This is a genomic window from Streptomyces sp. NPDC050674 (assembly GCF_040654575.1).
Classification (GTDB): Bacteria; Actinomycetota; Actinomycetes; order Streptomycetales; family Streptomycetaceae; genus Streptomyces.
On the sequence record NZ_JBFAIG010000026.1, the window covers coordinates 37,014 to 62,382 of the forward strand.

Consider the following 25,369-nt stretch of genomic DNA (forward strand, 5'->3'; position numbering starts at 1 on the left):
CGAGAAGGCGCTATCCGGCCTGCCCCATCCCCGCCGCGTTGGGCCAGTTCTGCGCGGCGGGCCACCCCGTGGCCGGCGCCGGCGTCAGTCCGTTCGTCCCCCGCACCTGCGCGGCCGTCAGGCCACCGCGGGCCGGGACACCGGGCGGCGTGGGCCCGGTGAACGGGGCGGCCATCGGTGCCGGCGCGGGCACGGCGGGCGGGACCGGCGCCGGGGTGGGGACCGGCGCCGGAGCAGGGACCGGCGCCGGGGCTTGGGCGGCGGGCGCCAGGGGCGGTGCCGGGGCGGCCATCGGCTGCGGGGCGGGCTGAGGCATCTGCGGCTGAGGCTGGGACTGCGGCATCTGGGGCTGGGGCATCTGGGGCTGGGGCATCTGGGGCTGCGGCATCCGCGCCGCGGCCGGCATCGGCATCCCGCCGACCGCACCCGCCGGCACGGCGGACGCGGCGGCGGGGAGCGGCATGCCGATGCCGGTGCTCGGGGCGGGAGCGAGCCCCGGCCCGCCCGCCCCGGTGCTCGCGGCAGCCGGAGCCGCGGCGAGCCCCGGCCCCCCGGCGGCGGCCGCAGCCGCGGCCATCCCCACGGCCTGCGCCGCGAGCCCCCGCACACCCGCCCCGTTGGTCTCGCTCACCAGACGGTCCACGGCCGCCGTACCCGAGCTGTAGCTGGTCCCGTTGCCCAGCTCGGGTACGGCGGCTCCCCTCCTGGACGTCCCGTAGAGCACCTGTTCCAGGCCGGACACCAGGCGACGCACGTCCACCTGGGGGCGCACCACGAGACGCAGGAAGCGGCTGGACGAACCGATCTTGTTGCCGCACTCGCGGACCAGGATCCGGTGCTCGGTGAGCATCCGGTCCCGGACCACGGTGCCCTCGGCGCCCACGGGGAGGCGCACGAAGAGGAAGTTGCCCTGCGACGGGTAGACCGTCAGCCCGGGCAGGGACGAGAGCTGGCCGGCCATGTCGAGGCGGTCGCGGCGCACCTGCTGAAGGCTCTGCGCGTACTCGGCGCCGTGCTCCTTGAGCATGAACACCACGTGTTCGGCGAAGGAGTTGAGGTTCCACTTGGGGAGCATCGAGCGGACCCGGCCCGCGAGCGCCGGGTTGGCCACGAGGTAACCGAAGCGGATCCCGTGCAGGCCGAAGTTCTTGCCGAGGCTGCGCAGCACGACGACGTTGGGCCGCAGCATCGCCTCCTGGACGACGGACGGCTCGGCCTCGGCGTCCGCGAACTCCAGGAACGACTCGTCGATGACGATCAGGTCGAGGTCGGCCAGGGCGTCCATGAACTGCACGACGGAGTGCTTGTGCAGGAAGCCGCCGTCAGGGTTGTTCGGGTTGCAGATCACCGCGACCCGGGTGCCGCGGGCCCGGATGAACTCGGCGTACTGGGCGAGGTCGAGGGCGAAGCCGCTGGACTCCTGGAGTGGGAACATGTCGACCCGCTTGCCGGTCTCCATGGGCTGGTCGGTCCAGCGGCCGAAGGTGGGGACGGGGACGGCGAGGGACTCGCGCACCAGCAGGTGGTCGATCCAGGTGATGAGCTCGGTCGAACCGTTGCCCATGGCCACGCACTGCGGGGGCAGCTGGAGCAGGCTGCACAGCTCGGCCGTGATCGTGTCGGCGCTGCTCGGGTAGTAGGTGATGATGTCGCGCAGCCGGCCCGCCATGTCCTCGAACATGGCCGGGGTCGGGAAGTACGGGTTGCAGGGGATGCAGAAGTCCACGGGGCCGGCGCCCTCGCCGCCCTCACGTGTCAGGGCCGCCATCGACGGGCTGTGTGCCGCGGTACTGCGGAACAGCGACGTGACGTTGTCGGCCATGGAACCTCCGTGTGAGGCGGGCCCGTTGGGGACGGCCGGACCCGACGTTCAAGGGCGGCCCGCGCGGGGGAGCGCGGGCCGCCCTTTCATACGGAGGCCACACGGGCACTGTTCAACCGTCGGGAAAACGGTCGGATCTCGTGCCCGTTGTGTGAAGACCTGTCAGTGGTCTCAGCAGCCGAAGGTGTGGATCGTCGTCGTCCGGTACGTCTGCCCGGGCCGCAGCACCGTCGACGGGAACTTCGGCTTGTTCGGCGAGTCCGGGAAGTGCTGCGTCTCCAGGCACAACGCGTCGCCCTGCCGGTAGGTGCGGCCGGACGGGCCGGTCAGCGTGCCGTCGAGGAAGTTGCCGGAGTAGAACTGCAGGCCCGGCTCGTTCGTGGCGATCTTCAGGCTGCGGCCGGAGGCCGGGTCGCGCAGGGTCGCCACGTGCTCGGGCCGGGCGGTGATGCCCTTGTCGAGGACCCAGTTGTGGTCGAAGCCCTTGGCGGTCACCAGCTGCGGGTGCGAGGTGCGGATGTCCCGGCCGATCGGCTTGGCCTTGCGGAAGTCGAAGGGCGTGCCCGCGACCTTGGCCAGCTCGCCGGTGGGGATCAGACCCGCGTCGGTGGGCGTGTAGCGGGAGGCCGCGATGTGCAGCTCGTGGTCCTCGATCGTGCCGCTGCCCTCGCCGGCCAGGTTCCAGTAGACGTGGCTGGTGAGGTTGACGACGGTGGCCTTGTCCGTGGTGGCCTCGTAGTCGATGCGCCAGTCACCGTGCCGGGTGAGCGTGTACGTCACCTTCGTCTTGAGCGTGCCCGGGTAGCCCATCTCGCCGTCGACGCTCGTGTAGTACAGGTGCAGGCCGACGTCGGAGCCCTTCACGAACGGCTCGACGTCCCATACGCGCTTGTCGAAGCCCTGCGCGCCGCCGTGCAGGCTCTGCTCGCCGTCGTTCACGGACAGCTGGTAGTTCTTGCCGTCGAGGGTGAACTTGCCCTTGCCGATGCGGTTGCCGTACCGGCCGATCAGGGCGCCGAAGTACGGGGTCTTGGCGACGTAGTCCTCGAGGTTGTCGAAGCCCGCGGAGACGTTGGCGTACCGGCCGCGACGGTCGGGGATCTCAAGGGACTGGACGACACCGCCCCAGGACAGGACCTTCAGGCGGGTGCCGCCGTTCTCCAGCGACCAGCTGTAGACCTTGGTGCCGTCGGCCAGCTTGCCGAAGAGCGTCTTCACCGGCTTCCTGCCTCCCGTGGCGTGCGCCGTGCCGCCGAGCGTGGTGGCGGCTATGCCCGCCGCCGCTGCTCCGGCGATGACCGTGCGTCTGTTCAGTTCCATGTGTGCGGCTCCCGATAAGGAGAGGGCCCCGCCTGCCGGCGGGGCCCCGATCTGACTTATGAACCGACCTTGCGCTTGTTCCACACGTCGAACCCGACCGCCGCGAGCAGCACCAGGCCCTTGATGACCTGCTGCCAGTCGGTGCCGATGCCGACGAGGTTCATACCGTTGTTCAGCACACCCAGGACCAGGCCACCGATGATCGCGCCGAGGACGGTGCCGACACCGCCGCTCATCGACGCACCGCCGATGAACGAGGCCGCGATCGCCTCCAGCTCGAAGTTGAGGCCGGCCTTGGGAGAGGCCGCGTTGAAGCGGGCGGCGAAGACCAGACCCGCCAGGGCCGCGAGCATGCCCATGTTCAGGAAGACAAGGAAGGTGACCTTCTTGTCCTTCACACCCGACAGCTTGGCCGCCGGGAGGTTGCCGCCGATGGCGTAGATGTGGCGGCCGATGATCGCGTTGCGCATGACGTAGCCGAAGCCGACGAGCAGCACACCGAGGATCAGCAGGACGATCGGGGCGCCCTTGTAGCTGGCCAGCAGCATGGTCAGGGTCAGCACCGCGGCGCCGATCGCGACCAGCTTCAGCAGGAACAGCTTGGTGGGCGGGACCTCCAGGTTGAACTCCTGCTGCCGCTTGCGGTCACGGAGCTCCTGGAAGATCACGAAGGCGATCATCGCGAAGCCCAGCAGCAGGGTGAGGTTGTGGTAGTTCGTGTTCGGGCCGACCTCGGGCAGGAAGCCGTTGGCGACCTTCTGCAGTCCGTCCGGGAACGGGCCGAGGGTCTGGCCCTCCAGGAAGATCTCCGTCAGACCGCGGAAGATCAGCATGCCCGCCAGGGTCACGATGAACGACGGTATGCCGCCGTACGCGATGAAGAACCCCTGGACGGCGCCGGCGACCGCGCCCACGGCCAGGCACAGCACCACCGCGAGCGGCCACGGAAGGTCCTGTTTGACCATGAACACGGCGGCCATCGAGCCGACGAAGGCGGTCAGTGAGCCGACCGACAGGTCGATGTGGCCGGCGATGATGACCAGCATCATGCCGATCGCGAGGATCAGGATGTAGCTGTTCTGCAGCACCAGGTTGGAGACGTTGCGCGGCAGCAGCAGGTCGCCGTCGGTCCAGACGGCGAACAGGACCACGATCAGGCCCAGCGCGATCAGCATGCCGTACTGGCGCATGTTGCGGCGCATGCCGTCCATCACCAGCTGCAACAGGCCGTCGGCCGCGGCCCCTCCGCTCTTGCCCGGCGGCGCGGGGGCCGGGCTCTTGGCGGTCACGTCCGTGCTCATCGGGTTACCTCTTTGTCCTTCGTCATCTGACGCATCAGCGATTCCTGGGAGGCCTCGGCCCGCGAGAACTCACCCGTCAGCCGCCCCGCGGCCATCGTGTAGATGCGGTCGCACATGCCGAGCAGCTCGGGCAGCTCGGAGGAGATGAAGACGACCGCCTTGCCCTGGGCCGCCAACTGGTCGATGACCGTGTAGATCTCGTACTTGGCACCGACGTCGATGCCGCGCGTCGGCTCGTCCAGGATCAGCACGTCCGGACCCGAGAAGATCCACTTGCTGAGGACGACCTTCTGCTGGTTGCCGCCGGACAGCTTGCCCACCGGCTCGAACACCGTCGGCGCCTTGATGTTCATGGACTTGCGGAAGCCCTCGGCGACCTGCCGCTCCTCGTGCTCGTCGACCACACCGCGCTTGGAGACCTTGCCCAGGGCGCTCAGCGAGATGTTCCGGTTGATGGTGTCGATGAGGTTGAGGCCGTAGTGCTTGCGGTCCTCGGTGACGTAGGCGATGCCGTGCTTGACCGCCTCGGGGACGGTCTTGGTACGGATCTCCTCGCCGTCCTTGAGGACCGTGCCGGCCGCGTACCGGCCGTAGGTGCGGCCGAACACGCTCATCGCGAGTTCGGTGCGCCCGGCGCCCATCAGACCGGCGATCCCGACGATCTCCCCGCGCCGCACGTGCAGCGACACGTCGTCGCACACCTTGCGCTGCTGGTCGATCGGGTGGTGCACGGTCCAGCCCCGGATCTCCAGGGCCGGCGCCGCGCCCTCCTCGGGCTCGTGCGGCGACCGCTCCGGGAAGCGGTTCTCCAGGTCGCGGCCCACCATGCCGCTGATGATCCGGTCCTCGGTCGTCTCCGGGGCCTTCACATCGAGGGTCTCGATGGTCTGGCCGTCGCGCAGGATCGTCACCGAGTCGGCGACCTTGCGGATCTCGTTGAGCTTGTGGGAGATGATGATCGAGGTGATGCCCTGCTTCTTCAACTCCAGGATCAGGTCCAGGAGTTTGCCGCTGTCCTCGTCGTTCAGCGCGGCGGTCGGCTCATCCAGGATGAGCAGCTTCACCTTCTTGGACAGGGCCTTGGCGATCTCCACGAGCTGCTGCTTGCCCACGCCGATGTCGGCGACGCGGGTGTCGGGGTGATCGGCCAGACCGACCCGGCGCAGCAGTTCGGTGGCGTGCCGCAGCGTCTCGGTCCAGCTGATGATCCCCCGGGTGGCGTGCTCGTTGCCGAGGAAGATGTTCTCCGCGAGGGAGAGGTAGGGCACCAGGGCCAGCTCCTGGTGGATGATCACGATGCCGCGCTCTTCGCTGGCCCGGATGTCCTTGAACTGGCAGACCTCTCCCTCGAAGAGGATGTCGCCCTCGTACGTGCCGTGCGGGTGGACGCCGGAGAGGACCTTCATCAAGGTCGACTTGCCGGCGCCGTTCTCCCCGCAGATGGCGTGGACCTCGCCCTGACGAACGGTCAGCGTGACGTTCGACAGCGCCTTGACGCCGGGAAAGGTCTTGACGATCGAGCGCATTTCCAGGACGGGTCCCGCCATGGTCGTGCCTTCCAATCAGTGGTCGTCGGTCGGTGGCGGGGGACTACTTGAGGTCGCTCTCCTTGATGTAGCCGGAGTCGACGACCTCCTTCTGGTAGTTCGACTTGTCCACCGCGACCGGCTCCAGCAGGTAGGCCGGGACGACCTTCGCGCCGTTGTCGTAGGTCTTGGTGTCGTTGACCTCGGGCTTCTTCTTGTTCAGCAGCGCGTCGACCATGTTCGAGGACACCTTGGCGAGCTCGCGGGTGTCCTTGTAGACGGTCATCGACTGCTGGCCGGCGATGATCGACTTCACCGAGGCGACCTCGGCGTCCTGGCCCGTGACGACCGGCAGCGGCTTGCTCTTGGAGCCGTAGTCGTCGGACTTCAGCGCCGAGAGGATGCCGATGGAGATGCCGTCGTAGGGCGACAGGACCGCGTCGACCCGCTCGCTCTTGTAGGCCGAGGTCAGGATGTCGTCCATGCGCTTCTGGGCGGTGCCGCCGTCCCAGCGCAGGGTGGTGACCTGGTTGAGCTTGGTCTGGCCGGAGCGGACGACGAGCTGCTTCTTGTCGATGTACGGCTGGAGGACCTTCATCGCGCCGCCGAAGAAGTAGCGCGTGTTGTTGTCGTCGTTCGAGCCGGCGAAGAGCTCGATGTTGAACGGGCCCTTCTTGCTGCCGTCCTTCAGGCCGAGCTTCTCGACGATGTAGTTGCCCTGGAGCTCGCCGACCTTCTCGTTGTCGAACGAGGCGTAGTAGTCGACGTTCTGCGTGCCGAGGATCAGGCGGTCGTAGGAGATGACCGGGATGTTCGCGTCCTTGGCCTGCTGGAGCACGTTGTTCATCGACTTGTTGTCGATCGCGGCGATGATCAGCGCCTTGACACCCTGCGTGATCAGGTTCTCGACCTGCGAGACCTGCTGGTCCGGGTCGTCCTCGCCGTAGACCAGCTTGGTCTTGTAGCCCTTGGACTCCAGGTCCGCGACGACGTTCTTGCCGTCGGCGATCCAGCGCTCGGAGGACTTGGTCGGCATCGCGATGCCGATGGTGGCGCCCTTGGTGTCCCCTTCGGCCTCCTTGCCGCCACCCTCGCTGCTCTGACCGCAGGCGGACAGGGTGAGGGCGAGGGACGCGGCTCCGGCTATGGCGGTGAGGGCGGCTCTGCGGTTACGCATGATCGTCATCCTTGATCTGTGGCAGGGCTCGGTCTGGGAGGCGCGAAGTCGCTCCGGGTGGTCGTGCCGGAAAGACCGAGAAGAGATGTGTCGGATTGTGGTCGGCTGTGTCTTCTTTTGTGAAGCCGAGTTTCCGGAACGTTATGCCGAGATTTCGAACCGTTGCAGATCGCCGGGCATCCGGGACCCGAGCGGCGCCATGTCGCCGTCCGCGCCGTGGCGGGCCAGCAGGTCCAGGGCGAGCCGGCCGCGGCGCACCCGCTCCTTGGCGGTGGCCAGCGTCAACTCCCGCATGTGGTGCCCGTACGGGTAGATCCCGGGGGCCTTGGACAGGCCGAACTTCAGGTACAACGGGGCCCCGCGTCTGATGAGTTCGGCCACCTCGTACATCCGGACATAGCCGCCGAGGTCGTCGGGCGCCTCGATGTACATGTCCATCGGAGCAGCCGAAACCCGCCGTATCTCGGTGAGATGATCCAGCGTCAGGTCGCTGGGCACGTTGACCGAGTCGGCGCCGAGGCGCTCGTACACCGCGTACGCGGCCGGGTTGACGGGGCCGATGAGCGCGGAGACCTTCAGCGTCGTGTCGGCCGGGATGATCCCGGCGGCCCGGGCCCGGTGCAGCGTCCACAGCACGCCCTCGTCGGCGACGAGCAGGCACTTGACGCCCAACTCCGTTGCGCGGACGGCGTCTTCCACGCAGCCGGCGACGGCGTCGTGGCCGCGGGCGCGCAGTCCGGCCCCCCGCGAGTCGGTGCGCGTGGACCCGCCGATGTCCCAGGTGCCGCGCGGGCCGGTGAACAGGCAGAGCTCGATGTCGCGTTCACCGGTGGACTCGACCATCTCGGTGATCTCGGCGTCGGTCAGCATCCACACGCCGCTGCCCTGGCTGATCCGGTGGATCGGCACGTCCAGCCGCGAGGCCTCCTTCAGCACCACCGCGAGCGCCTCGGGACCCTCGCAGGAGGGGATCTCGGTGCGCCAGCGGCCGCCGCCGGGGAAGGAGTGCGGGGAGGCGTCGGCGGGGTCGGGGGCGGGCGCGCTCAGACCCAGGGCGGTGAGCGCCTGCTCACCGGGCCTGCGGGCTGCCGGGGCGGAAGCGTCGGTCACAGGAATGTCCTTCGGTTCGATATGTCGGACGATGTTCGCGGCTCTGGGGCGCCAGGGCAAGGGGTACGGCAAAGCTGGGTGTACGCCGGTACGGGAGCCGTCAGGTTGCCCCCGTACCGGCGTACGTCTAGGGGCGGAGCAGGACCTTGCCCACCTTCGGGTCGCCGGCCCCGACCAGCTCGATGGCCTGCGAGAACTCGGTGAGCGGCAGCTCGTGCGTCACCAGCGGCAACGGGTCGAGCAGACCGGCGGCGAACACCCGCACCGTGTGCGCCCAGGCGTCCGGCGGCGCACCGAAGACGGTGTGCACCTCCAGTTGCTTCACGACGAGGTCGGTCGGGTCGAGGCCCTCGGCGCCCGGTGCGGGGATGCCGGTCAGGACCAGCCGCCCGCCGCGCCTGAGCAGACCGGCGGAGATCCGGGCGGCGTCCGCCGAACCGGCCGTCTCGATCACCACGTCGATGTCGTCCGGCAGTTCCTCGTCCTTGGTCCGGAAGTCCGTCGCCCCGTACTGGCGCGACAGCGCCTCCCGGTCCCGGCGGGTGCCGACGACCAGCAGCTCGGCCGGCGAGTTCGCCTTCAGGAACTGCACGGCGAACATGCCGAGGGTTCCGGTGCCGACCACGGCGACGCGCTCGCCGGGCTGTGCGTTGCCCTTCAGCGCGGCGGCCGCGATGCACGCGGCCGGCTCCAGCAGGGCCGCGGCCGTGAGGTCGCAGTCGTCCGGGAGGACGTGCAGGAGCCGGGCCGGGAGGGTCAGCGTGGCCGCCATCGCGCCCGGCTGGGTGAACCCGGTCTCCTCGTACCCGGCCGTGCACAGGGTCGTGTCGCCCGCGTGGCAGCGGTCGCAGACCTGACAGTTTCGAAAGCCCTCACCGACGACCTTGCGGCCCACGAGCGAGGCCGGGACACCGGCGCCCACGGCCTCCACGGTCCCGGACCACTCGTGGCCCGGGGTCAGCGGATAGCGCACATAGCCCTCGGGGCGGTTGCCCTGGTAGACCTCGCGGTCGCTGCCGCAGATGCCCGAGGCGTGGACCCGCACGAGGGCCTCGCCCGGCTCGGGCGGCCGGGGCTCGTGCGGGACGAGCCGGTGCTCGCCCGGGGCGTCGACGACGACCGCGGTGCTCACTGCGAGCCCTTCGGCTTGCGCTGTTCCCAGCCCTCCGCCCAGAGGTCGAACCGGGCCTGCTGCTGCGGGAACTCGGCAGCGGCGTCGACGTCCAGCTCCACTCCGAGGCCCGGGGCGTCGGAGAGGTGGAAGCAGCCGTCCTCCGGGTTGACCTGCGGGGCGCCCTTGACGACCTTCTTGATCTCCGCGTCGGCGAAGTCGTTGAAGTGCTCGAGGATCTTGAAGTTCGGGGAGGTGAAGCCGACCTGGAGGGATGCGGCGGTCAGGACCGAGCCGCCCACGTTGTGCGGAGCCACCAGCATGTAGTGCGTCTCGGCGGTCGCCGCGAGCTTGCGGGTCTCCCAGATGCCGCCGATGTGGCCGACGTCCGGCTGGATGATGTCGACGGCCTGGCTGTCGAACAGCTCGCGGAACTCGATCCGGTCGTGGATGCGCTCACCGGTGGCGACCGGCATGTCGACCTTGGCGGCGACCTTCTCCAGCGCCTTGAGGTTCTCCGGCGGGACCGGCTCCTCCAGCCACGCCGGCTTGAACGGCGCCAGCTCCTTGGCCAGGCGCACGGCCGTGGCGGGGGAGAAGCGGCCGTGCATCTCCAGCATCAGCTCGGCCTCAGGGCCGATGGCGTCGCGGACGGCCTCGATCAGGGAGACGGCGTACAGCGTCTCCTTGTGGTCCAGCTCGAAGTGCCCGGTGCCGAAGGGGTCGATCTTCAGCGCCCGGTAGCCGCGCTCCATGACCCCCTGGGCGGCCTTGTGGTACGCCTCCGGGGTCCGCTCGGTGGTGTACCAGCCGTTGGCGTACGCCTTGACCTTGTCGGTGACCTTGCCGCCCAGCAGCTGCCAGACGGGGACGCCCAGGGCCTTGCCCTTGATGTCCCAGCACGCCATCTCGATCACGGCGATGCCGGACATCACGATCTCGCCCGCACGGCCGTAGTCGCCGTACTTCATGCGCTTGACGAGGTCCTCGACGGCGAAGGGGTCCGAGCCGAGGATGTGATTGGCCTGGGCCTCCTTCAGGTAACCGAGAAGGGCGTCGGTGTGTCCCAGCATCCGGGTCTCGCCGACTCCGGTGATGCCCTCGTCGGTGTGCACCTGGACGTACGTCAGGTTGCGCCACGGCGTCCCGACCACGTGTGTGCTGATTCCGGTGATGCGCACGGCGGTTGTCCCTCGCAGCTTCGTCGGCTCTTTTGCGTCAGTGTCTTGTGTCAGCATCCCGCTCGTGTTCCGGCGCCTCGGTCTGTTCGAGATTTCGTCACGCGTTCGAAATGCTGGCGTGACAGTAAGGATCGGGCGGCAGGGGTGTCAATGGGTCGCGCGCATAACGGTTTCGACAGTTTCGAAACCGCTCGGGAGCCGTGTCCCTACAGAACCTTCACAGGTGGATCTAGGAACGGGACCCGCGCGGAACTTAATCTTCCCGCGTCATGGACTACTGCGACCCGTGCCGACGGCACCTCAACGGCGCCCTCGCCTGCCCGGGGTGCGGCACACCGGCCGAAGAACTGCGCCGGCACGAGCCGGGATACGGCGGCTACGGCGCCCCGGTGTCCGGGTACGCGAGCACCGCGCCGGAGCGGACCTCGGCTTCCGACGGGCCAAGAGCCCCGGACGCGCCGAACGCCTCCGGCGACGGATACGACGGCGGCTACGGCGACGACGATGACGGATACGGCGACGCGTACGACGACGTCCATGGCGACATCCCCGGCGACGGAGACGACGAACCGCGCGGCGATGACGACGACGGCGAGCCCACGGGGCGCGGCGCCCGGCGGCGTGGACGCGGGCCCGGCCCGGCCGCCGAGGGCCCGGGCGGATCGAGCCGACGGGACCGCAAGGCCGCGGCGCACCGCCGCCGACGCCGCAGGACCCTGTTCGTGGCGGCCGGTTTCGTGCTGGCCGCGGGCGGTCTGAGCCTCGCGGAACTCGGGATGGACGCCCCCCGGTCGACGCCCAGGCCGGCCGCGGCCGGAGGCGAGTCCGCGGACGGGGAGGCGTCGGTCGAAGCGGGGGAGCCGGGCCGTTCTCCGGGCGGCGGGAGGGGAGCTGGCAGGGCGTCGGACTCTCCCTCCCCGGAGGCTTCCGACTCGCCCTCGACCTCGGCGTCCCCCAAGGACGGGGCATCGGAGTCCCCGAAGGGCGACGGGCCGAGCGAGGACCCCCGGTCGGCCGCGGCGGGCGATCCCACCGGCCCCCCGACCACCGCCCCCACCGCAGCCCCACCGGCCTCGGACCCGACACCGACCTCGGACCCGACGACCCCCGCACCCGACCCGGAACCGACCCCGTCCCAGACGTGCGACCGGTTCCTGTGGTGGTGCACGTAAGCCCTCCCGTCGCCGAGCCCTGACTTCCTCACGGGGCTCGACCGGACGGCAGGCGCAGGGACTCGTGCGGCCGACCCGACCGCGCTGTCACCGCACCGGCACGCCGTCCACCGCGCCCGGAGCACGCACCGGACCCGGGCGTCCGGCCCCGAGCCGTGCTGCGTCGGAGGGGGCGACGGGCGGCTCGAAACCCGCCCGGGTCGCGCTGACCTCGGCAGACCTGAGCCGGCCCCGGGCCGTGCTTCATCGACTGGGGCGACGGGCCGTGCGAGACCCGTCCGTGTGGCGCTGGCCGCGCAGATCTGAGCCGGTCCCCGGCCGGGCCCGGCGTAGGGCCCGAGCCGTGCGTCCTGACCGCACGGTCCCGGGCCGTGCTTCACCGAATGGGGCGACGGGCGGCTCGAAATCCGTCCAGTCGCTGACGGCAGCAGGTCTGGGCCGTCCGGCCTCCGGCGCCGGGCCGTGATTCGCCGGAGGAGGCGACAGGTCGGCTCGAAAGCCCGTACGCGTCGGGCGGACCACCGCAGCCCTGAGCACGTCCCGGCCGGGCCCGGCGTCCGGCCCCGGGCCGTGCTTCATCGGAGGGGGCGACGGGTGGGCTCCGAAGCCGTCCGTGTCGCGCTGACCGTGGCAGATCCGGGCCGGTCCCGGTCTGCCGGCGACCGTCGGCGTTCACCCGGACCGGGGGCGAGGACGTCAAGGGCCGGCGCAGGGCTCAGCCCAGCATCCGCCGCAGCGCATCGCGCAGTGCCACCCGCTCCCCCTCGGAGAGCCCGGCCAGGGGCTCCCGGGCGAACCGCAGGGACTCGCGCAGGCTGCGGGCCACCCGCCGGCCCTCCTCCGTGGCCGCCGCCACCTTCACCCTGCGGTCCGCGGGAGCCGGCCGCCGCTCGACCAGTCCCCGCGCCTCCAGCCGGTCCACGATGCCCGTCACATTGGACGGCTCGCACTTCAGCTGCTGGGCCAGCCTGCGCATGGGCAGCGGTTCCAGGCACAGCAGGCTGAGCAGCCGTGCCTGTGCGCCGGTCAGGGCGTGTTCCGCGGCCGCCGACTCGTAGTCCTCGTGGAACCGCGCCACCACCTCCCCGATCAGCTCGACCACCTCGAGGGTCAGCGGATCAGGGCGCTTCGTCACGTCTTGGGGCGTCGGAACCGTGGAGGCCATGCCCTCCAGGGTACTCGGTTATTTGACAACCTGAAAGTTTCAGGAGCATGGTTGTTTCAGGTACTGAAACATTCGCATCGAGTCAGTGAGGTAAGGCGCCATGACCGACACCCCCACCCTTCCCGCCGTCAGCCGCGAGTGGCACCTGGCGAGCCGTCCCGTCGGATGGCCGAAGCCGGAGGACTTCGCCTTCGTCGAGGTGGAGGTCCCGCAGCCGGGTGAGGGCCAGGTCCTCGTCCGGAACAAGTACCTCTCCGTGGACCCCTACATGCGCGGCCGTATGAGCGACGCGAAGTCCTACGTCGCCCCGTTCGAGATCGGCAAGGTCATGCAGGGCGGCGCCGTCGGCGAGGTCGTGGCCTCGAACGCCGAGGGCCTGTCCGTCGGGGACCATGTCCTGCACTTCTTCGGGTGGCGCGAGTACGCGGTCGTCGACGCGAAGAACGCCGTGAAGGTGGACGCGCAGGCCGCGCCGCTGTCGGCGTACCTCGGTGTGCTGGGCATGACCGGCCTCACCGCCTACGCGGGCCTGCTGCGGACCGCCGCCTTCAAGGAGGGCGACACCGTCTTCGTCTCCGGTGCCGCCGGCGCCGTGGGCGGCCAGGTCGGCCAGATCGCCAAGATGAAGGGCGCCTCGCGTGTCATCGGCTCCGCCGGTTCGGACGAGAAGGTGAAGCTCCTCGTGGAGGAGTACGGCTTCGACGCCGCCTTCAACTACAAGGACGGGCCCGTCGCCCGGCAGCTGCGCGACGCCGCCCCGGACGGGATCGACGTCTACTTCGACAACGTCGGCGGTGACCACCTGGAGGCGGCCATCGGCTCCCTCAACGAGGGTGGCCGGATCGCCGTCTGCGGCATGATCTCCGTGTACAACAACACCGAGCCCGCCCCGGGCCCGAAGAACCTCGCCCGGCTGATCGCCACCCGCGGCCGCATCGAGGGCTTCCTGGTCGGGGACCACTACGACCTCCAGCCGCAGTTCGTGCAGGAGGTCGCCCCCTGGGTCGCCTCCGGCGAGCTGAAGTACCGGGAGACCGTCGTCGAGGGCATCGAGAACAACCTCGAGGCATTCCTGGGCGTGCTGCGCGGCGACAACACCGGGAAGATGATCGTCAAGCTCTGACGCCTTCCCTCAGGATTCCGACATGCGGTAACTTGTTTCCGAATCCGTCCCGGCCCGGGCGCGAGCCGCGGCGGACGACCTGAGGACACAACCGCATGCCGATCCAGCAGTCCGACGTCCTGTACACCGCCGTCGCCACCGCCGAGAACGGGCGCGACGGCCGGGTCGCCACCGACGACGGCACGCTCGACGTCGTCGTCAACCCGCCGAAGGAACTGGGCGGGAGCGGCGCCGGCACCAACCCGGAGCAGTTGTTCGCCGCCGGTTACAGCGCCTGCTTCCAAGGGGCGCTCGGCGTCGTCGCCCGTCAGGAGGGTGCCGACCTCACCGGTTCGACCGTGACCGCGAAGGTCGGTCTCGGCAAGAACGGGGACGGCTTCGGGATCATCGTCGAGATAGCGGCCGACATCCCGAAGGTGGACCGGGGCACCGCCCGCTCGCTGATCGAGAAGGCGCACGAGGTGTGCCCGTACTCGAAGGCGACCCGCGGCGACATCACCGTGACGCTGGTCTGAGGACAGTCGTTGCACACGCGGAGGCCGCACCCTTGGACGTGGGGTGCGGCCTCCGTCCGTGCCCGGGCTCAGCGCGCCAGCGCCGCCGTGTGGACCGCCCGCGCCAGACGGTCGTTCTCCGGGGCCGCCCCGCCGGGGAAGGCGAACCGGCGGCGCGTGTAGCCGTAGGCGAGGCCGCTCCACGGATCCGCGAAGGCCTGCGAGCCGCCCGCGCCGCTGTGCCCGATCGTCCCGGCCCCGAGGAACGGGTGCCACGTGTCAGCGGTCATCTGGAAGCCCAGCCCGAACGACTTGTGGGTGCGGGCCACCAGGTCGTACCCGGCGGAGTGGAACTGGCCGAACTCCGCCACCGTGTCCGGCTTCAGCAGCGGCGCCTGCTCGCCCACCCCGCTGATCGCCGCCGCGTACATCCCCGCCAGCCCGCGCGCGGACGCCACCCCGCCCACCGACGCCGGGCCCTTCGCCCGGATCAGCGGCATGTTCGGCAGCCCGACGAGGTCCGTCGGCTCCGCCGCGTTGCCGTTGAACGCGATCGAGGCGAGCGAGTGGGGGCCCGACGACGTGGCGTCGAGGAGGGCCTGCTGCTTCGGGGTCGGGGCCATCGGCTGGGTGCCGCGGAAGCGCGGTTCCTCGGGAGCGGGCAGGCCCAGGTGGAAGTCCAGCCCGTACGGGCTCCTGATGCGCTCCTGGTAGACCTCCTGGAGCGTGCGCCCGGTCGCGCGGCGGACGACCTCACCGGCCAGGGCCCCGGCGACCAGCGCGTGATAGCCGAAGGCGGTGCCCGGACGCCAGAACGGCCGCTGGTCGGCCAGGCGTTCGGCGAGCTGGCGGTCGTCGGCCAGCTCCGCGAGGGCGAAGCCGCTGTCCGTGCCGACCACGCCCGCCCGGTGCGCCAGCAGGTCCCGCACCGTCAGGGCGCCCTTGCCCTCGGCCGCGAACTCCGGCCAGTAGTACGTCACTTTGCGGTCCAGTTCGAGCGTGCCGTCCTGGACGAGCAGGGCCACGACCAGATAGGCGGCGCCCTTGGTGGACGAGAACACGCCGTACAGGGCGTCCGCGCCGGTCCCCGCCCACAGGTCGACGACCTTCCTGCCGTGGACGTAGGCGCACAGCTGCCCCTCGTAGTCGGCTCGTTCAGCGGCGACGAAGGCGGCGAACTCCTCGCGCACCGCTTCGAAGCCGTCCGCCACGGTGCCGTGGATCTCCTGCGTCATCCGCTCTCCTCAACTGAACCGCTGTGTGCCACTGTGAACAATGCCCTCGCCACGTGCGGGAATTCTCCCTTGGGGTGGTCCCGGAAGAGTGGTTCGGTGCCGAACAGGACCGTCTGACCTCCGCTGACGACCGAAGCCTGCCCGGCCGCTCCGGCCGGACCGCCGGTGCCGTCGCGCAGCGGCCGCCAGTGCCCGGAGACCAGGGGATTCCCGGTCGCGTACGACTGCTCGACGCGGACGCCGGGGCCGGGACCGGTGAACCAGAGCGGGGCGTAGACGAAACCGTGCGCGGGCGCACCACGCGTGAGCGGCCCCGAGTTCGTCACCCGCACCACGCCGTTCGCGTCCCCGTTGCCCTCCACCGCCTTGACGTCCAGCCGGCCCGCCGCCGCGTTCAGGGCCGCTCCGGTCGCGCCCCGGCCGACCAGGCCGTGTCCGTCGAGGAAGGCGTCCAGGGCCTGGCGGGCGGGGGCCGTCAGGGCGGAGCGGTCCAGCCCGGCGGACACGAACAGCACGTCCGTGCCCGACCAGTCGAAGCCCGCGTTCAGGACGGCCGTCGAGACCGCGGTGACCTCGAAGCCCATCTCCCGCAGCGCGAACAGCTCACCCGGCGTGACGGCCGCGGCGACACGCAGGCGGTGCAGCGGTGCCGTCCCGGTGTGCCGTGTCGCCGTGAAGGACACGTCGTGGGCGCGGGCGGCGCCGAGCGCCTCGCGGCGGGCCGACGCCGCGACGATCACGCTGCCGTCTCCCGCCCGCCGGACCGGAACTCCCTGCCGGAGCAGGGAGTTGAGGGCGGCGACCTCGCGCGGATCGGTCAGCCGCAGCCGGAGGTTTCCGCGCGCCGGCACGTGGGCGACGGGTGCGGCCTCGCCGATCGCGCGCAGGGGAGCCCCCCGCAGGCTGCCCGACGGCACCCGCTCGACCGTGGCGCCCCACAGACGGCCCAGGCTCCATCCGGAGATGTCGTACATCACCGACACCTTGCCGCTGATGTCCCGGCTGTCGGCCAGCAGCGCGTTGGCCATGCCGCGCCTGGGCTGGTGCATGTCGACGACGTACGAGCCCTCGGGGTGGGACCGTCCGGCGAGCCGGAAGGGGCGCGTGGCACGGGTGACCCGCACGCCGTTGGCCAGGAGGTGGTCGACCAGGCGCGCGGCGGCCGGAGCCGAGCGCTGGGTGCGGGCGTCGCCCGGCGGGATGACGTAGGCGCGCGGGAACGTGGTCGTGTAGACGTCCTCGGGGCCGATCCCCGGGACGCCGGGGACCGTCTTCGGCGACACCGGCACCTGCGGGGCGCCCGCCGCGCCACGGCGGAAGACCTCGATCTGGTCGGCGATCAGGGTGCCGCGGTGCGCGCGGACGTGGTCCAGGGTCGCGCGGATCGCCGCGCGGGCCACGGCCGTGTTGACCGCCGAACGGCGCCGCAGCTCCGGCACGGGCAGGTCGTCGTACTCCTCGTTGTTCACCGCCAGCGGGATCTCCACCGTGTGGGCCGCCACGGTGCCGTGGAAGGCCGCGTACTGCGGGGTGAAGATCGGCGGCCAGTCGTCCCAGCCCTCCTGCTGGTCGCGGAAGGGGATCTGCGCCGGTTCCACGCCGTCCTTCGCGGGCGTGTAGCCGAGGGCGTTCACCGCGGACTCCATGCCGAGGGCGTTGGCGTAGGTGTTCTTCAGGAAGAGGTCGTACTCGTAGTTCTCGCCGTGCGGGGGAGTGGTCGGCTCGATCAGGGTGCCGTTGACGTAGCCGTGCAGGTCGAGCAGGACGGCCGGCTGCTTGCCGAGCTGGATCCGCCGCATCGCGCGGGTCTCGGGCTGGGAGGCGGTGACGAAGTCCCGGTTCAGGTCGAAGCCGCCCGCGTTGGCGCGGGTTCCGGCGATCCGGCCGTCCGGGTTGGCCGTGATGTTGAAGTACAGGCGGCTGTGCGCGAGGAGGTCCCGGGTCTTGGCGTCCGTGGCCGTCGCGAGCTGCTCGATGACCTTCAGGGAGGCGTCCGTGCCCTCCCACTCGTTGCCGTGGATGTTGCTGTTGACGAAGACGGGAGTCTTGTAATCGCGCTTGATCCCGGGGGACTTCGCCGCCGCGGCGGGCGCGTTTGCGATCAGCTCGCGCATCCGCTCCTGGGCCCGGGCCTGCCGGGTGGTCTCCGGGGCGGTGACGGTGACGAGGTAGAGGCGGTGGCCGCCGGCCGAGCGGCCGGTCACCTCCACGCTCACCCGGTCGCCGAGGCGCTGGAGGGCGTTCAGCCTCGGCGCGATCGCGTGGTACGGCGTGAGGCCCAGCTTCAGGGACGTGTCGGAGGGGTCCACCGGGTCGGGGGAGAGGGTCCGGCGGCGGGGGTAACCACGGTCGGCCGTCGCGCCGGGGGTCTCCTGCGGCGCGGCCAGGGCCCGCCGGGCCGCGCTCTCGGGAGCGCGTGCCGCCCGGTCCTGCGCGCCGCCGCCCTCGCGGGTGACGGGCTTCGGGTCCGCGCCGGCGGTGCCGGGGGCGAGCAGCGGTGCCGTCGCCGCGGCGAGGGCGAGGGTGACGATCAGCGCGGGTCTCGCAGGAACGGTTCTCGTGGTGCGCACGCGTACCTCCTCCTGGGGCTTGCTGAGATCGGTACGGCGAGGTGTACCGGTTCGACTCAACGGCAACAAGGGTGCGTTGGTGTCACCGGTGACCCGGACGGCTCCGACGGACGCGTCTCGCCCGGCCCGGGGACCCGTGACAGCGGTGTGACCGGAGCGCGTCATGAGCGCGACAGGGGCCCGGATAGGGTTTCCCCATGCGCGATCTAGGGACGGGTTTCCGGTACCTCCTCAAGGGCCAGCGATGGGTGGCCCGGCACGGCAGGAGCTACGGCTTCGGGCTGCTCCCGGGCCTGATCACCCTCGTGCTGTACGCGGCGGCGCTGGTCGCGCTGTCCCTGTGGGGCGAGGACGCCGTGCGCTGGGCGACGCCCTTCGCGGACGACTGGTCCGGCCCGTGGCCCGGGCTCTTCCGCGGCTTCCTGACCGTCGTGCTGTTCGCCCTCGCCCTGCTCCTGGCCGTCGTGACGTTCACCGCGGTGACCCTGCTGATCGGGCAGCCCTTCTACGAGAACCTCTCCGAACGAGTCGACCGGGACGTGTCCCCGGACGGGCACGCCCCCGAGTCGGAGCTGCCGCTCTGGCGCGAGTTGTGGATCTCCGCCCGCGACAGCCTCCGCATCGTGGTGCGGGCCGCCCTGTGGGGTGTGCTGCTGTTCGGGTGCGGCTTCATCCCGGTGGTCGGGCAGACGGTCGTCCCGGTGCTCGGGTTCTTCGTCACCGGGTTCTTCCTCACGGAGGAACTGACCGCCGTCGCACTCCAGCGCCGCGGCGTCGAACTGCGCACCCGCCTCACCCTGTTGCGCTCCCGCAAGACCCTCGTCTGGGGCTTCGGCACCCCGCTCGCCGTGGCCTTCCTGGTGCCGGTCGTCGCGGTGTTCCTGATGCCGGGCGCGGTCGCGGGCGCCACACTCATGGCGCGCGATCTGCTCGGCGAGGACATCCAGGAGGGCGGCGAGAAGGGCGACCGGGCCGCTACGACGCTTCCGCGGCCACCCTCAGGATCGCCCTCACCTGGGCGATGATGTCCAGCCGGTTCCGCACGAACTCCGGGTCGGTGACCTCGGTGGTGTTCCCCGCGCCGAACTGGAGCACCGGTGTGTGCACATGCCCGCCCGGCAGCGTGCCGTGCAGCCCCAGCCGGTCCCGCAGCAGCGTCGCCCGGTAGGCGATCTCGTTGGACAGGTAGTCGCCGCCCCCGCCCGCACGGGCGGTCGAACCGGGCGTCGGCCCGTCCGGGCGTACGACGGGCTCGGTGCCGCCGGCCGGGATCTCGGTGACACCCGTGTTGTCGTACACCGGGAAACGGCCGGTCGGCGCTGCGGTGATCGCCGCGTACGGCAGCGTGGTCGCCGTCCACTGCGGCTGTGAGGCCGGGTCGCTCACCGGCACCGTCTCGGTGCGGCCGACGTTCTCGTTGTCCCCGAAGCCGCCCCGCCAGGCCCCGTTGGTCCGCTCGATGTCGAACCGCCCCACCCGGCCCTGGCTCACCGTGGTGAACAGGTCGGCCTTCGGCAGGTGCGGCCGCAGGGTCCGCTCCACAGTCCCGTCGGTGAAGTCCCGCCAGCGCACCGGGAACACGGCCGTCTCGATCCGGGCCGGTCCGTCCGCCGTCTCGATCACCGTGCCGTCCAGGGCCAGCGCGGTGGCGCCTGACGGGTTGGAGATACGGATGTCCCGGTCCAGGGTGAACGGGTCGAAACCGGTGAGCAGGATCCGCTTCAGGCCCTTGCCGTGCGGATACCGGATGGCGTCCTGGCCGCGCGAGCCGCGCTCCAGTGCGTCCAGCAGCCCGGCCCGCTGCCCGTCCGTCAGACCGAAGGCGGGCTCCCAGGTGCGCACTTCACGCGTCATGCCGAGCCGCGCCCAGTACAGCGGACGGTCGTCGTCCCGGCCAAGGTCCCCGCCGGACGGACCGCGCCCCTGCGCCCGGTCGACTGCGTGCCGCCACAGCGACGAGCCCTCCCGGGCCACCACCCGGCGGGCCTCCCGGTAGGAGCGGGCCGAGTCGAGGGCCCGGGCCAACCGCGGGGCCGCGGTGTCGAATCCGGAGCGGCGCAGGATCTCCTGCGGGGCGGCCCGGTCGAGCCGCTGCTCCTCCACGGTCGGGGCGGGCGCCGCCCGGGAGGCGCTCGCGGTCGTGGGGGTGGTGAGACCGGTCAGCAGGGCGAGCCCGAGGACGCCGAGGCGAACGCGTATGCGGTTCAAGGGTGTTCAGGCCTTCCGTCGCGGTGGGGGGTCGGTGCCGGACGGGCGCAGTATCGCGTGACGGGTGGGGTCCACGCCATGGGTGACAGGCGGGTGACGGTCCCCGGGTCAGCCGTCGCCCTCGCCGAACAGCGTCGGGAAGTCCCGGAACGCCGAGGCGATCTCCATTACTGGTCGCGGTCACGAGTTCTTCGCATGCCGCCGAGGCAGGATGACGACACAGACATCGACTTCGACGAGGAGGCCGACGTGGCGGAGACGATACAGGCGATGCAGGACGCGGCCCGTGAGGTCGCCGTCGAGGCCGCCCTGGGCGCACTCGACCTGGACGCCAAGACCCGGCTCCTGGCCGGGCAGGACGTGTGGAGCCTGCCCGCGATCGAGGAGGCCGGCCTGGCCTCACTGGTCATGTCGGACGGCCCGGTCGGCGTCCGGGGAGTGCGCTGGAGCGCCGACGACCCGTCCGTCGCCCTGCCCTCCCCGACGGCGCTGGCCGCCACCTGGGACCCCGCGCTCGCCCACCGGGCCGGGGTGCTGCTGGCCCAGGAGGCCCGCCGCAAGGGCGTCCACCTGCTGCTCGCCCCCACGGTCAACCTGCACCGCTCCCCGCTCGGCGGCCGTCACTTCGAGGCCTACAGCGAGGACCCCTACCTCACCGGGCGGATCGGCACCGAGTACGTCCGCGGCGTCCAGTCCGGCGGCGTCGGCACCACCGTCAAGCACTTCGTCGCCAACGACGCCGAGACCGACCGCCTCACCGTGAACAACCTCGTCGGTCGGCGCGCGCTGCGCGAGCTGTACCTGGCCCCCTTCGAGGCGATCGTCGAGAACGCCCGCCCCTGGGGCATCATGACCGCCTACAACTCCGTCAACGGCCCGACCATGACCGAGCACCACCACCTGGTCAACGAGGTCCTGCGCGGCGAGTGGGGCTTCGACGGCGTCAACGTCTCCGACTGGACCGCCGCCCGCTCCACCACCGGCGCCCTCACCGGCGGCCTCGACATCGCCATGCCAGGCCCCGGCACCGTCTACGGCGAGGCCCTCGCCCGGGCCGTCCGCGCCGGCGAGGCCGACGAGGCACTGGTCGACGACGCCGTCCGCCGCGTGCTGCGCCTCGCCGCCCGGGTCGGCGTACTGGAGGGCGCCGAACCGGCCGTCACCGACCCGCCCGCCCCCGTGGACGGCGAGGCACTCGCCCGCGAGATCGCCCGCCGCTCCTTCGTCCTGGTCCGCAACGACGACGGCGTGCTGCCGCTGAGGCCCGGCCGGGTCGCGCTGATCGGCGCCGCCGCCCGCGACGCCCGCGTCCTCGGCGGCGGCTCCGCCACCGTCTTCCCCGCCCGGGTCGTCTCCCCGCTCGAAGGCCTCACCGCCGCCCTCCCCGAGGGCACCCTCAGCTACGCCCTCGGCGCCGACCCCAACACCGAACTCCCCGTCGCCGACCGGGGATTCGAGCTGCGCGCCGTGTGCCGGGACGCCACCGGGCAGGTCATCGGCACCCGCTCCGCCCCCAGCGGCCACATCCAGTGGACGGGCGCCGACCTCCCCGACGGCGTCACCGACGACGCCCTGCACACCGTCGAACTGACCGGCACCTTCACCCCGCGCGAGAGCGGCACGCACACCATCGGCTTCAAGGGGCTCGGCCCCTTCAAGCTCACCGTCGGCGGCACCACGTACTTCGACGGCGTCCAGCGCCCCTCCGGGGACGGCGACCCCTTCGCGGCCTTCGCCGGCGCTCCGGTGCCCCACGCCCGGCCCGAACTGACCGCGGGCGAACCGGTCGAGGTCTCCCTCACCCATACGGTCCCGCCGCCGGACGGCAACCCCTTGCGGGGCATCGGCTTCACCCTCGCCCACCAGGACCCGCAGCGCGACGCCGACGAGCTGATCGCCGAGGCCGCCGAGGCCGCCCGGGCCGCCGACACCGCCGTCGTCGTGGTCGCCACCACCGACCGCGTCGAGTCCGAGGGCTTCGACCGAACCGACCTGCGGCTGCCCGGCCGCCAGGACGACCTGGTCCGTGCCGTCGCCGCCGCCAACCCCCGCACCGTCGTGGTCGTCAACTCCGGCTCCCCGGTGGAGCTGCCGTGGCGCGACGAGGTCGCCGCCGTGCTCCTGTCCTGGTTCCCCGGCCAGGAAGGCGGCGCGGCCCTCGCGGACGTCCTCACCGGAGCCCATGAACCCGGCGGGCGGCTGCCCACCACCTGGGGCGCCCTCGCCGACGCCCCGGTCACCCGGGTCGTCCCGGAGAACGGCGAACTCCCCTACGACGAGGGCGTCTTCATCGGCTACCGCGCCTGGGAGAAGCACGGCCGCAGCCCCGCCTACCCCTTCGGCCACGGCCTCGGCTACACCGACTGGACCTACGACTCCGTCGAGGTGGAGGAAAGCGCCGGGACGACCACCGCGACGGTCCGCCTGCGCAACACCGGCGACCGCCCCGGCCGCGAGGTCGTCCAGCTCTACCTGGCCCCGGGCGACGCCGACCCCACGCGCCCGGCCCGCTGGCTGGCCGGCTTCGCGACCGTCGAAGCCGCACCGGGCGACAGCGCCGAGACCGTCGTCGAACTGCCGCGCCGCGCCTTCGAGATCTGGGACGAGACGACCGCCTCGTGGTCGTTTGTGAAGGGTTCGTACGAGATCCAGGTCGGACGCTCGATCACGGACCGCAGGATCACCGCGACGGTTAACGTCTGATCCGGGACACGTTCCCCGCCAGGCAGCCCCGGTCCGGGACCTGACCTCCGGACCGGGGCTCGTGGTCTGTCACGGGCCCCCTCAGCGGGCGCCGAAGCCGTACACCGTCTCCGAGCGGTACACCGCGCCCGGCCGCAGCACGGTCGTCGGGAAGTCCGGCCGGTTCGGCGAGTCGGGGAAGTGCTGGGTCTCCAGCGCGATGCCCTCGCCGGGCGCGAAGGGGCCGCTCAGGTGGTCGGCGGTGTACAGCTGGAGGCCGGGCTCGGTGGTCGCCACCGTCAGCACCCGCCCCGACGCCGGGTCGTGCAGTTCGGCGACCTCCACCGGAGCGTCCGTCACCCCCTTGTCCAGCACGAAGTTGTGGTCGTAGCCGGAGCCGGTCTTGCGGGCCTCGCGGAAGTCGAAGCGCGTGCCGGTCACGTCCTGCGGGTCACCGGCCGGGATGAAGTCCGCGTCGACCGGCGTGTACCGGGAGGCGGCCAGGCGCAGCTCATGGCCGCCCGCGTCGCCGGAGCCGGCCAGGTTGAAGTAGCTGTGGTTGGTCAGATTCACCACGGTCGGCGCGTCCGTCACCGCCTCGTAGGCGATCCGCAGCGCCCCGCTCGCGTCGAGCGTGTACGTCGCCGAGACCTCCAGCCGGCCGGGGAACCCCTCCTCGCCGTGCGGGCTGACCCGCGTCAGCCGCACCCCGTGCGCGACCGGCTCCGCCTGCCAGCCCCGCTTGTCGAAGCCCCGCACCCCGCCGTGCAGCGCGTTCGGCCCGTTGTTCGGCTCCAGGGCGTACGTCCGCCCGTCCAGGGTGAAGCGGCCACCGGCGATCCGGTTGGCGTACCGCCCGACCAGGGCACCGAGATAGGGCTCCGGGTGGGCGAGATACCCGCCGAGGTCCGGGAACCCCAGCACCACGTCCCCGGCCCGGCCCTCCCGGTCCGGCACCTCCACGGACTGCACGATCCCGCCGTACGACAGGACCCGTACCCGCACGCCCGACCGCTCCAGGGTCCAGCGGTGCACCGGGGTGCCGTCGGAAAGTGTCCCGAAGAGTTCGTTCATGTGCGGAACTCTAGGACAGAGCCCGGGTCATGGCCTCCTCGCGGTGACCGTGCGGTACGCGATCTCCGCCAGCCGGGCCTGTCCGTCCACGCTGGGGTGGAAGTAGTCCCAGCGGCTCAACTGGGCCGTGCCGAAGCGGTAGTCGTACACCGCGCCCCCGTCGTAGCGGCACCGCTCGTCCTCGGCGCAGACCTCCTCCAGGACCTTGTTGTAGTCCTCCACCCTCTTGTGCACCGTGTCCCGCCGCAGGGCCGCCGCCGGGTCCAGGGCATCCGGGTCGCCCAGCATCGACGGGCAGATGCCCAGCTTCCACACCTGCTTGCCCATCGGGCTGCCCCGGCCCTCGGACCACAGGCGCTTCAGGTTCGGCACACTCGCCACGAACACCTGCGTCCTGGGCAGGGCCTTGCGCAGACCGCGCAGCGCATCCTCGAAGTCGGCCCGGAAGGCGGAGACCGGGGTCATCGCCGCGGGCGTGGACCGGCAGGCGTCGTTCGCCCCGACCATCACCGCCACCAACTGCGGTTTCCGCCGCACCGCCCGCGCCATCTGCCCGGGCAGATCCGCCATGCGCGCCCCGGTCACGGCGTAGTTCCAACTGCGCTGAGCGGCCCCCGTCCTGCCCAGCAGCCGTACGGCGAGCGAGTCGACCTCGCGGCTCGACCCGGTCGCCCAGGACGCCTCAGGGCAGTCCGACAGCACGTCACAGGCGTCGAACGCCCGGGTGATGGAGTCACCGACGGCGGCCACCGAACGAGGGCTGCGGTCCCACAGGGGCGTGGGCGTGGGCGACGGCTTCGCGGATGCGGACGGGGCGGCGGAATCACCCCCCACGGCATCACACCCGGTGATACCCAGCACGGCCGCCGCGACCACGGCCAGAACGCCCCGCGCGGTACGGCTTCGCTTCCGCATCCCTGGTCCATCCCCTCGCCACGCCGTGTCCGTCTCCCCACCCCATGACAACGCACGAGGGTTCCCGGCCGATCAGGTGCAACGGCTCACACCCGCACAAGCGTCCCCCTGGGTGAATGGCGGGCGTTTCCCGGCACCTGGACCGACCGTACGTCACACTCCTTGCGCCCCCGCACGGTAGCC

At 71.5% G+C, this 25,369-nt stretch carries 19 protein-coding genes; 5 read left to right on the forward strand and 14 right to left on the reverse strand.

The genetic code is table 11. From position 1 onward, the window contains the following. Positions 1–10: 10 nt before the first annotated feature. The 8 genes from AB0I06_RS31595 to AB0I06_RS31630 form a co-directional block, all read right to left on the reverse strand. Positions 11–1,822: a histidinol-phosphate transaminase gene (locus AB0I06_RS31595; protein WP_363122273.1), complete on the reverse strand. Its 1,812-nt coding sequence runs from the start codon at positions 1,820–1,822 to the stop codon at positions 11–13. A gap of 171 nt (positions 1,823–1,993) precedes the next feature. Next, the gene (locus tag AB0I06_RS31600) at positions 1,994–3,142 is read right to left on the reverse strand and encodes an aldose epimerase family protein (RefSeq protein ID WP_363122274.1); all 1,149 of its coding nucleotides are present in this window, start codon (positions 3,140–3,142) and stop codon (positions 1,994–1,996) included. 56 nt (positions 3,143–3,198) lie between these two features. Beyond that, a complete protein-coding gene (gene mmsB / locus AB0I06_RS31605; RefSeq protein WP_363122275.1) occupies positions 3,199–4,443 on the reverse strand; it encodes a multiple monosaccharide ABC transporter permease in 1,245 nt (414 codons plus the stop codon). Continuing rightward, positions 4,440–5,990, reverse strand: a complete 1,551-nt coding sequence (mmsA, locus tag AB0I06_RS31610; RefSeq protein WP_363122276.1) for a multiple monosaccharide ABC transporter ATP-binding protein — start codon at positions 5,988–5,990, stop codon at positions 4,440–4,442. The genes mmsB and mmsA overlap by 4 nt, the downstream gene beginning before the upstream one ends. A 43-nt stretch (positions 5,991–6,033) precedes the next feature. Further along, positions 6,034–7,146, reverse strand: coding sequence for a multiple monosaccharide ABC transporter substrate-binding protein (chvE, locus tag AB0I06_RS31615; RefSeq protein WP_363122277.1), 1,113 nt, complete (start codon positions 7,144–7,146; stop codon positions 6,034–6,036). A 141-nt stretch (positions 7,147–7,287) separates the two neighbouring features. Further along, the gene (locus AB0I06_RS31620; RefSeq protein WP_363122278.1) at positions 7,288–8,256 is read right to left on the reverse strand and encodes a hypothetical protein; all 969 of its coding nucleotides are present in this window, start codon (positions 8,254–8,256) and stop codon (positions 7,288–7,290) included. A 127-nt stretch (positions 8,257–8,383) separates the two neighbouring features. Continuing rightward, a complete protein-coding gene (locus AB0I06_RS31625; RefSeq protein ID WP_363122279.1) occupies positions 8,384–9,388 on the reverse strand; it encodes an alcohol dehydrogenase catalytic domain-containing protein in 1,005 nt (334 codons plus the stop codon). After that, positions 9,385–10,548 carry a mandelate racemase/muconate lactonizing enzyme family protein gene (locus tag AB0I06_RS31630; RefSeq protein ID WP_190049340.1) on the reverse strand — a complete coding sequence of 388 codons (1,164 nt, stop codon included), beginning with the start codon at positions 10,546–10,548 and terminating at the stop codon, positions 9,385–9,387. The genes AB0I06_RS31625 and AB0I06_RS31630 overlap by 4 nt, the downstream gene beginning before the upstream one ends. Before the next feature lie 269 nt (positions 10,549–10,817). Between AB0I06_RS31630 and AB0I06_RS31635 the strand changes: the two genes are divergently transcribed. Beyond that, positions 10,818–11,720 (forward strand): hypothetical protein, encoded by a 903-nt coding sequence (locus tag AB0I06_RS31635; RefSeq protein ID WP_363122280.1) that lies wholly within the window; start codon positions 10,818–10,820, stop codon positions 11,718–11,720. Positions 11,721–12,435: 715 nt separating this feature from the next. Here AB0I06_RS31635 and AB0I06_RS31640 read toward each other — a convergent pair. Beyond that, on the reverse strand, positions 12,436–12,885 hold the full coding sequence (locus tag AB0I06_RS31640; RefSeq protein ID WP_363122281.1) for a MarR family transcriptional regulator: 450 nt from the start codon (positions 12,883–12,885) through the stop codon (positions 12,436–12,438). 100 nt (positions 12,886–12,985) lie between these two features. Here AB0I06_RS31640 and AB0I06_RS31645 point away from each other — a divergent pair, with 100 nt between their 5' ends. Together AB0I06_RS31645 and AB0I06_RS31650 are read left to right on the forward strand one after the other, a co-directional pair. Next, on the forward strand, positions 12,986–14,008 hold the full coding sequence (locus tag AB0I06_RS31645; RefSeq protein ID WP_363122282.1) for an NADP-dependent oxidoreductase: 1,023 nt from the start codon (positions 12,986–12,988) through the stop codon (positions 14,006–14,008). 95 nt (positions 14,009–14,103) lie between these two features. Next, positions 14,104–14,523, forward strand: a complete 420-nt coding sequence (locus AB0I06_RS31650) for an organic hydroperoxide resistance protein (protein ID WP_363122283.1) — start codon at positions 14,104–14,106, stop codon at positions 14,521–14,523. A gap of 68 nt (positions 14,524–14,591) precedes the next feature. On the opposite strand, the gene AB0I06_RS31655 is transcribed toward AB0I06_RS31650, so the two are convergent. Both AB0I06_RS31655 and AB0I06_RS31660 read right to left on the reverse strand, forming a co-directional pair. Next, entirely contained in the window at positions 14,592–15,737 is a 1,146-nt protein-coding gene (locus tag AB0I06_RS31655) for a serine hydrolase domain-containing protein (protein WP_363122284.1), read from the reverse strand. Next, positions 15,734–18,307 (reverse strand): M14 family zinc carboxypeptidase, encoded by a 2,574-nt coding sequence (locus AB0I06_RS31660; RefSeq protein WP_363122285.1) that lies wholly within the window; start codon positions 18,305–18,307, stop codon positions 15,734–15,736. The genes AB0I06_RS31655 and AB0I06_RS31660 overlap by 4 nt, the downstream gene beginning before the upstream one ends. 197 nt (positions 18,308–18,504) lie before the next feature. Here AB0I06_RS31660 and AB0I06_RS31665 point away from each other — a divergent pair, with 197 nt between their 5' ends. After that, positions 18,505–19,332, forward strand: a complete 828-nt coding sequence (locus AB0I06_RS31665) for an EI24 domain-containing protein (RefSeq protein ID WP_363122286.1) — start codon at positions 18,505–18,507, stop codon at positions 19,330–19,332. On the opposite strand, the gene AB0I06_RS31670 is transcribed toward AB0I06_RS31665, so the two are convergent. Continuing rightward, positions 19,283–20,515 carry a pyroglutamyl peptidase gene (locus AB0I06_RS31670; RefSeq protein WP_363122287.1) on the reverse strand — a complete coding sequence of 411 codons (1,233 nt, stop codon included), beginning with the start codon at positions 20,513–20,515 and terminating at the stop codon, positions 19,283–19,285. The genes AB0I06_RS31665 and AB0I06_RS31670 overlap by 50 nt on opposite strands. Positions 20,516–20,785: 270 nt before the next feature. Between AB0I06_RS31670 and AB0I06_RS31675 the strand changes: the two genes are divergently transcribed. Continuing rightward, complete coding sequence (locus AB0I06_RS31675) at positions 20,786–23,218, forward strand: glycoside hydrolase family 3 C-terminal domain-containing protein (RefSeq protein ID WP_363122317.1); 2,433 nt, start codon at positions 20,786–20,788, stop codon at positions 23,216–23,218. An 81-nt stretch (positions 23,219–23,299) separates the two neighbouring features. Here the strand turns inward: AB0I06_RS31675 and AB0I06_RS31680 are convergent, their stop codons facing one another. Beyond that, entirely contained in the window at positions 23,300–24,271 is a 972-nt protein-coding gene (locus tag AB0I06_RS31680) for an aldose epimerase family protein (RefSeq protein ID WP_363122288.1), read from the reverse strand. 27 nt (positions 24,272–24,298) lie between these two features. Next, positions 24,299–25,186 carry an SGNH/GDSL hydrolase family protein gene (locus tag AB0I06_RS31685; RefSeq protein ID WP_363122289.1) on the reverse strand — a complete coding sequence of 296 codons (888 nt, stop codon included), beginning with the start codon at positions 25,184–25,186 and terminating at the stop codon, positions 24,299–24,301. Positions 25,187–25,369: the final 183 nt, after the last annotated feature.

Bases quoted from the DNA above. Each gene is read 5' to 3' on its own strand.
- chvE (WP_363122277.1), bottom strand. From the start codon at position 7,146: ATGCGTAACCGCAGAGCCGCCCTCACCGCCATAGCCGGAGCCGCGTCC.
- mmsB (WP_363122275.1), bottom strand. From the start codon at position 4,443: ATGAGCACGGACGTGACCGCCAAGAGCCCGGCCCCCGCGCCGCCGGGC.
- AB0I06_RS31675 (WP_363122317.1), top strand. From the start codon at position 20,786: ATGCAGGACGCGGCCCGTGAGGTCGCCGTCGAGGCCGCCCTGGGCGCA.
- AB0I06_RS31680 (WP_363122288.1), bottom strand. From the start codon at position 24,271: ATGAACGAACTCTTCGGGACACTTTCCGACGGCACCCCGGTGCACCGC.
- AB0I06_RS31650 (WP_363122283.1), top strand. From the start codon at position 14,104: ATGCCGATCCAGCAGTCCGACGTCCTGTACACCGCCGTCGCCACCGCC.
- AB0I06_RS31640 (WP_363122281.1), bottom strand. From the start codon at position 12,885: ATGGCCTCCACGGTTCCGACGCCCCAAGACGTGACGAAGCGCCCTGAT.
- AB0I06_RS31595 (WP_363122273.1), bottom strand. From the start codon at position 1,822: ATGGCCGACAACGTCACGTCGCTGTTCCGCAGTACCGCGGCACACAGC.
- AB0I06_RS31600 (WP_363122274.1), bottom strand. From the start codon at position 3,142: ATGGAACTGAACAGACGCACGGTCATCGCCGGAGCAGCGGCGGCGGGC.
- AB0I06_RS31655 (WP_363122284.1), bottom strand. From the start codon at position 15,737: ATGACGCAGGAGATCCACGGCACCGTGGCGGACGGCTTCGAAGCGGTG.
- mmsA (WP_363122276.1), bottom strand. From the start codon at position 5,990: ATGGCGGGACCCGTCCTGGAAATGCGCTCGATCGTCAAGACCTTTCCC.
- AB0I06_RS31665 (WP_363122286.1), top strand. From the start codon at position 18,505: ATGCGCGATCTAGGGACGGGTTTCCGGTACCTCCTCAAGGGCCAGCGA.
- AB0I06_RS31685 (WP_363122289.1), bottom strand. From the start codon at position 25,186: ATGCGGAAGCGAAGCCGTACCGCGCGGGGCGTTCTGGCCGTGGTCGCG.
- AB0I06_RS31635 (WP_363122280.1), top strand. From the start codon at position 10,818: ATGGACTACTGCGACCCGTGCCGACGGCACCTCAACGGCGCCCTCGCC.
- AB0I06_RS31645 (WP_363122282.1), top strand. From the start codon at position 12,986: ATGACCGACACCCCCACCCTTCCCGCCGTCAGCCGCGAGTGGCACCTG.